The sequence below is a fragment of the uncultured Nostoc sp. genome (assembly GCF_964245575.1).
Lineage (GTDB): Bacteria > Cyanobacteriota > Cyanobacteriia > Cyanobacteriales > Nostocaceae > Nostoc.
This window is the reverse complement of sequence record NZ_CAXTNP010000012.1, coordinates 51,795-57,608: the sequence shown is the minus strand read 5'-3', so window position 1 is coordinate 57,608 and position 5,814 is coordinate 51,795. Positions and strand designations below refer to the sequence as shown.

Below are 5,814 nucleotides of genomic sequence, written 5' to 3'. Positions count from 1 at the left end.
ATCCCCAGAGGGGGCCCCACCTTCCCCACTCCCCAATTAAAATATAAAATCTCCAGTCCAAAACTCTCCCACCAAGATACAATTCGATCTGATAAAAACTGTTAAAGTCCATAAACCATTGATTCCCAAACCACCCTATGAGCATTCACGAAGTATTTATGCCGGCGCTGAGTTCTACCATGACGGAAGGCAAAATCGTTTCCTGGGTGAAATCGCCAGGGGACAAAGTGGAAAAAGGCGAAACAGTGGTGGTTGTAGAGTCAGATAAGGCAGATATGGATGTAGAAACCTTTTATGAAGGCTTTCTTGCCCATATCATAGTTGAAGCTGGTGAAACTGCCCCGGTAGGATCTGCGATCGCCTTCATCGCCGAAACGGAAGCGGAAATTGAACAGGCGAAATCTCTTGCCAATTCCGGCGGCGTGGCTGCTACTACTACCGCTTCCCCTGAACCAGTCCCCGCCACAGCCTTAGCTGCCACACCTGCCTTAGCGTCTCAAAACGGGTCTAACCACAAAGAAGGAAGGCTTGTAGCTTCACCCCGGGCCCGCAAGTTAGCCAAAGAACTCAAAGTTGATTTAACTACACTCCAAGGCAGTGGCCCCCACGGTCGCATTGTCGCCGAAGATGTAGAAGCATTGTCCAATAAGGGCAAACAACCCGCCCCTGTGCCAGTTGCCCCACCAGCACCTGTACCAACCAGCGCCCCAGTTGCACCCCCAGCACCTCGCACACCCGCACCCACGCCAGCAGTAGCGGCTGTTCCTGGTCAAATCGTGCCTCTAACTACCTTCCAAAATGCCGTAGTGCGGAACATGGTAGCTACCATATCCGTGCCCGTCTTCCGTGTTGGTTATACAATTACCACCGATGGATTAGACAAACTTTATAAACAAATTAAATCCAAAGGCGTGACAATGACAGCGCTACTGGCGAAAGCTGTCGCGGTGACATTGCAAAAACACCCATTGCTAAATGCCAGCTACTCAGACCAGGGTATTGTCTATCATTCTGATATCAACATCTCTGTAGCAGTAGCGATGGATGATGGCGGATTAATTACACCTGTGCTGCAAAATGCAGACGCAGTGGATATATATTCTCTATCGCGTACTTGGAAGTCTTTGGTAGAACGTGCCAGGGCAAAACAATTACAGCCTCAAGAATACAACAGTGGTACTTTTACCCTGTCCAATTTGGGGATGTTTGGCGTAGATAAATTTGATGCGATTTTACCGCCTGGACAAGGTTCTATTTTAGCGATCGGGGCATCTCGTCCACAAGTAGTAGCAACACCCGACGGTTTGTTTGGTGTGCGTCAACAAATGCAAGTCAATATTACTTCTGACCACCGGATTATTTACGGTGCCCATGCTGCGGCGTTCTTGCAAGATTTAGCGAAATTGATTGAGACGAATCCTCAATCTTTGACAATGTAATTTTGAAAAGACACCAAATTTAAATGTTAGCGCTATCAGCGAGTAGCAGTTTTTCGTAGAGTAGCGCTAACAATAAACAATACATACACTTAAATTTTTTATGGACAGATAATAATTTTGGACTGCTATATTTTAGTTGATCGCTTTATGGGTTGTACTCACACCAAAACCCATGCTTAAATCCAAGGCGATGCGATTAATTACTTAAAAGCTACAACAAAAAAGATAGGAGCATCACACCAAACTCTTTGTTCTGTTGTTGATAAAACTGTGATATTTGCTGTGTATTCTGCCTTACATTGCTATAATTTTTCTGGCGATAGCTGAAATACTTGAAAACCAAAAACGTTATTGCTATTTACTTGCCAAGAACTTTCGGCAAAACTAGCATCGGGCGTATAATACCAACAAAACTGCTCGGATTTAACTTCAATGTCTTTAAAGCCTGCCTCTGCGTTTAAAAAAATAAAAAGGTGGGCATTGCCCACCCTAAAAATTTATCCCTTAACACAAAGAACTTGCTTAAGTGTTGCTACAACCTCAACCAAATCTGCTTGGTTTTCCATAACTTGCTCTATCGGCTTATAAGCATCAGGAATTTCATCTAACACACCCTCATCTTTGCGACATTCTACACCATTTGTTTGCTCTATCAAATCATCAAGCGTATAGACATTTTTTGCCTTATTTCTAGACATCAAACGCCCTGCACCGTGAGAGCAAGAACAGAAGCTGTGAGCATTACCTTTACCCTTAACGATGAAAGACTTTGCCCCCATCGAACCAGGAATAATCCCATAGTCTTCAGTCTGGGCACGGACTGCACCTTTACGAGTAACGTATACATCTTCGTCAAAATGCACTTCTTTTTCGGCGTAATTATGATGACAATTAACCTGCAATAAAGGTTTAGTTGCTTTCCCACCTGCGAGATGCTTCTCAACTATGTGCTTAAAACGCGCCATCATCACATCGCGGTTGACACGCGCATAGTTTTGTGACCATTGCAAATCGTGCCAGTATGCTTGGAATTCTGGCGTACCAGCGACAAAGTGAGCCAAATCAGGGTCAGGTAATTTATTACCAGCCATTTTTGCTAATTCCCTGGCTGTGTGAATATGACACTGGGCGAGTTTATTGCCGATGTTACGCGAACCAGAATGCAGCATCAACCAAACTTGATTCTCTGTATCAAGGCACACTTCAATAAAATGGTTTCCTCCACCGAGAGAACCCATCTGTTTCATTGCTTTACTTTGTAGGTCTTGCACGCCGCGATGCAAGTCTTTAAAATCTTCCCAGTGTTGCCAATTGCTGACAGATTTGTCAATATCTTTGTTTTCGTTGAATCCAGTAGGAATTGCTGCTTCAATATCTAGGCGGATTTTCTTCAGTTTACCTTCTAGTTGTTCGGCGGTAAATGATGTTTTGATAGCGCTCATCCCACAACCAATATCCACGCCAACAGCAGCCGGGATAATCGCCTCTTTGGTGGCAATTACAGAACCAACTAAGGCACCTTTTCCTAAGTGAACATCTGGCATTAATGCGACGTGCTTAAATACAAATGGTAGCGATGCTACATTCTTTGCCATCTTAGTTTCTTCTGGGCCCAAAGAGTGATTTGCCCAAGATAAAACGGGTGACGGTGTGGTAATTTCTAACTTTTCGTAGGGCATAATTTTTTGTATTTGGGATTTTAAATTTTAGATTTTGGATTGGGTATAGGGTACTGATAATTATCTGTATGACTTATAACCCATTATTTAGTACTTTTTCAGGGTTTGTAGTAAGCAGTTTAGTGCTTAGAAAATAAGGACTAAAGTCCTTATTACGAACTTGCTTACCCATCAATTTAAACTTGGCATACTCTAGTTAGTTGTAGCAATTTAAATATTTCTTGTCTTTCATTTGGCTTGCTCAATTTTCATGAAGCTAAAGAACTACTATTGTAGTGCAAGTGTAACAAAGCAAATTACAAGTGTCAACCCAACACTACAGAGTGAAAGCAGATGTTTACCAAGTGTATTAAAATTTGTAAAGAAAGTTACTCTGTTTAAATATCCCCTTAGAGTTATGAGACAAGATGGCGTGCGTCAAGATACAATCTGGGAACGTTTTTTATCCCCTGTAGTGCGTCTTTTGATTGATGAAGATGGATTACGGCGTTACGCTGATAGTATTGACTGGGAGAAAGAGTGTGATCGCTTTCGGCGAGATGATGTCATAATTCCCTCGTACTACAGCAATCAAAACTTTCACGGGATTGCAGGCGGATATCTCAATTACGGTGCAGCAGTTACTTACGATCCGATTACACAATATGTTCTGCCGCCGAATGAAAATATTGTCCGTCAGGCTTTAGTTGATGCCGTCAAGGTAAAACCACGACGCATACTCGATTTAGGTTGCGGCACAGGTTCCACTACTTTAATGTTAAAGCAGGCTTTCCCCCAAGCGGAAGTTATTGGTTTGGATTTATCACCTTACATGTTGGTAAGGGCAGAAGATAAAGCTAGAAATGCTGGTTTAGATATCGTCTGGCGACATGGGAATGCTGAAAAAACTGGTTTGAGTGACGCAACATTTGACTTAGTGACAGCTTCTTTGCTATTCCACGAAACACCAGATGCGGTGTCCCTAGCAATTCTGCAAGAAAGCTTCCGGTTGCTGGTAACTGGAGGGCAAGTATTAATTCTAGATGGTAATCAGAAGACTCTGCGTCAGCTAGAATGGCTTAATGATGTTTTTGAGGAGCCATATATTCGTGAGTATGCTGCTGGTAGCGTGGACGCAAATATGGGTGCAGCCGGATTTGAAGCTGTGCGATCGCACGATGTATGGTGGATAAATCAGGTAACTAGCGGCGTTAAACCAATAGCAACCGAAAATACCCGTCAGTATACTCCCAGATCAATAGATAATAATGATTTGCAGGGACTTGGATCTCCAGCATTTGGCATAAGGGCATGAGTTTAAAGGCAGTTCTGTTTGATTTTAATGGTGTCATCATTAACGATGAGCCAATCCACCTGCAACTGATAGATGAGATTCTCATTGAAGAAAATCTCCAACCCCAACGGGTGAGTGAGCGTCAAGCTTCTCTTGGACGCAGCGATCGCGCTTGTTTTGGGCAACTACTCGCTAATCGTGGTAGAGTAGGCGATGAAAACTATTTAACTCAGTTGTTGTACCGCAAAGCCCAAGCCTATGTGGTGGAATTAGAGAAAATAGAGAAACTGCCTTTATATCCAGGTGTAGAAGATTTAATATTTCAGGTGCGATCGCGGAATCTGAAACTAGGATTAGTTAGTGGCGCTTTTCGTAAAGAAATAGAATTGGTACTCCAGCGAGCTAAACTAGCCGAACATTTTAAAATTATCGTCGCGGGTGATGACATCACCACCAGTAAACCAGAACCTGATGGTTATCTACTGGCAGTGAAACGCCTGAATAAAGCATATCCCGAATTGAATCTTCAACCACAAGAATGTTTGGCAATTGAAGATACTCCAGCTGGTATAGCAGCAGCGAAGCGATCGCAAATGCAAGTTGTCGGTGTCGCGAATACTTACCCATTCCACATGCTCCAGCGCTGCTGTAACTGGACTGTTGATTATCTCAGTGATTTGGAACTCGAACGCGTGCAGAAAGTTTATTCTCAAAAACAGCCTCAAGCATCGATAACTGAATGTTAGAATACTATATGGTGATAATGTATTGAGTTAATGAGTAATATTACTCTTGACTTAGCATAGATTTTGGGGAATTAGCTCAGTTGGTAGAGTGCTGCGATCGCACCGCAGAGGCCATCGGTTCAAATCCGTTATTCTCCATTTGTTGTCCATTAAATAATTATTGTCCATTAAATAATTAATGTCCATTTTTTCCAAGTTTATGGGCATAAGTTACGTATTTTCGCGGCTTTCAGCAATTAAATCAGTTTTAAAGAATTATTGTCCAGAGTTGAAACCAGTTTTAAAGAATTATTGTCCAAAATCCGCCTGTAAAACTCGGCTAAATATATTGTTTTCTAATTCAATTTATTACAGCAAGCCCAAGGCTCTTGAATTACAAGAATAGCTTTAAAGCACTTTATTTGCAGTCTAATTACAAAAATATATAACCTCTTCTTTTGCTGTTTTCACCCAAGCAGAGGCTCCATTACTATAAAATAGCTGCGTTTTATGTGCGATTGCAGCGCTCCTTTCAAACCACCCTAATAAAGAATTATATAGCCAAAGTGGCGTCTTCAATGATAATAACTTCAACCCACCACCTATCGGGAGGGCTGTGGAAACCTCGATCGCGGCAAGCCCGCGCGGGATTATATTGCTCTTTCAACCCACCACCTAACGGGAGGGCTGTGGAAACC

4 protein-coding genes and 1 tRNA gene are annotated in these 5,814 nt (G+C 42.6%); 4 read left to right on the top strand and 1 reads right to left on the bottom strand.

The features are described 5' to 3' along the window. Positions 1-137 precede the first annotated feature (137 nt). A complete protein-coding gene (locus tag ACFFAP_RS03445) occupies positions 138-1,439 on the top strand; it encodes a dihydrolipoamide acetyltransferase family protein (RefSeq protein ID WP_375509909.1) in 1,302 nt (433 codons plus the stop codon). 497 nt (positions 1,440-1,936) lie between these two features. On the opposite strand, the gene ACFFAP_RS03440 is transcribed toward ACFFAP_RS03445, so the two are convergent. Further along, positions 1,937-3,118, bottom strand: coding sequence for an RtcB family protein (locus ACFFAP_RS03440; protein WP_375509908.1), 1,182 nt, complete (start codon positions 3,116-3,118; stop codon positions 1,937-1,939). Between the two features lie 397 nt (positions 3,119-3,515). Here ACFFAP_RS03440 and ACFFAP_RS03435 point away from each other — a divergent pair, with 397 nt between their 5' ends. The 3 genes from ACFFAP_RS03435 (at position 3,516) to ACFFAP_RS03425 (ending at position 5,275) form a co-directional block, all read left to right on the top strand. Continuing rightward, a complete protein-coding gene (locus tag ACFFAP_RS03435; RefSeq protein ID WP_375509907.1) occupies positions 3,516-4,412 on the top strand; it encodes a class I SAM-dependent methyltransferase in 897 nt (298 codons plus the stop codon). Further along, complete coding sequence (locus ACFFAP_RS03430) at positions 4,409-5,137, top strand: HAD family hydrolase (RefSeq protein ID WP_375509906.1); 729 nt, start codon at positions 4,409-4,411, stop codon at positions 5,135-5,137. The genes ACFFAP_RS03435 and ACFFAP_RS03430 overlap by 4 nt, the downstream gene beginning before the upstream one ends. A gap of 65 nt (positions 5,138-5,202) precedes the next feature. Then, positions 5,203-5,275: transfer RNA gene (locus tag ACFFAP_RS03425), tRNA-Ala, on the top strand. Positions 5,276-5,814: the final 539 nt, after the last annotated feature.

What these genes read in the sequence shown, in the direction of transcription:
- ACFFAP_RS03435 (WP_375509907.1), top strand. Translation starts at nt 3,516, where the DNA reads ATGAGACAAGATGGCGTGCGTCAAGATACAATCTGGGAACGTTTTTTA.
- ACFFAP_RS03445 (WP_375509909.1), top strand. Translation starts at nt 138, where the DNA reads ATGAGCATTCACGAAGTATTTATGCCGGCGCTGAGTTCTACCATGACG.
- ACFFAP_RS03430 (WP_375509906.1), top strand. Translation starts at nt 4,409, where the DNA reads ATGAGTTTAAAGGCAGTTCTGTTTGATTTTAATGGTGTCATCATTAAC.
- ACFFAP_RS03440 (WP_375509908.1), bottom strand. Translation starts at nt 3,118, where the DNA reads ATGCCCTACGAAAAGTTAGAAATTACCACACCGTCACCCGTTTTATCT.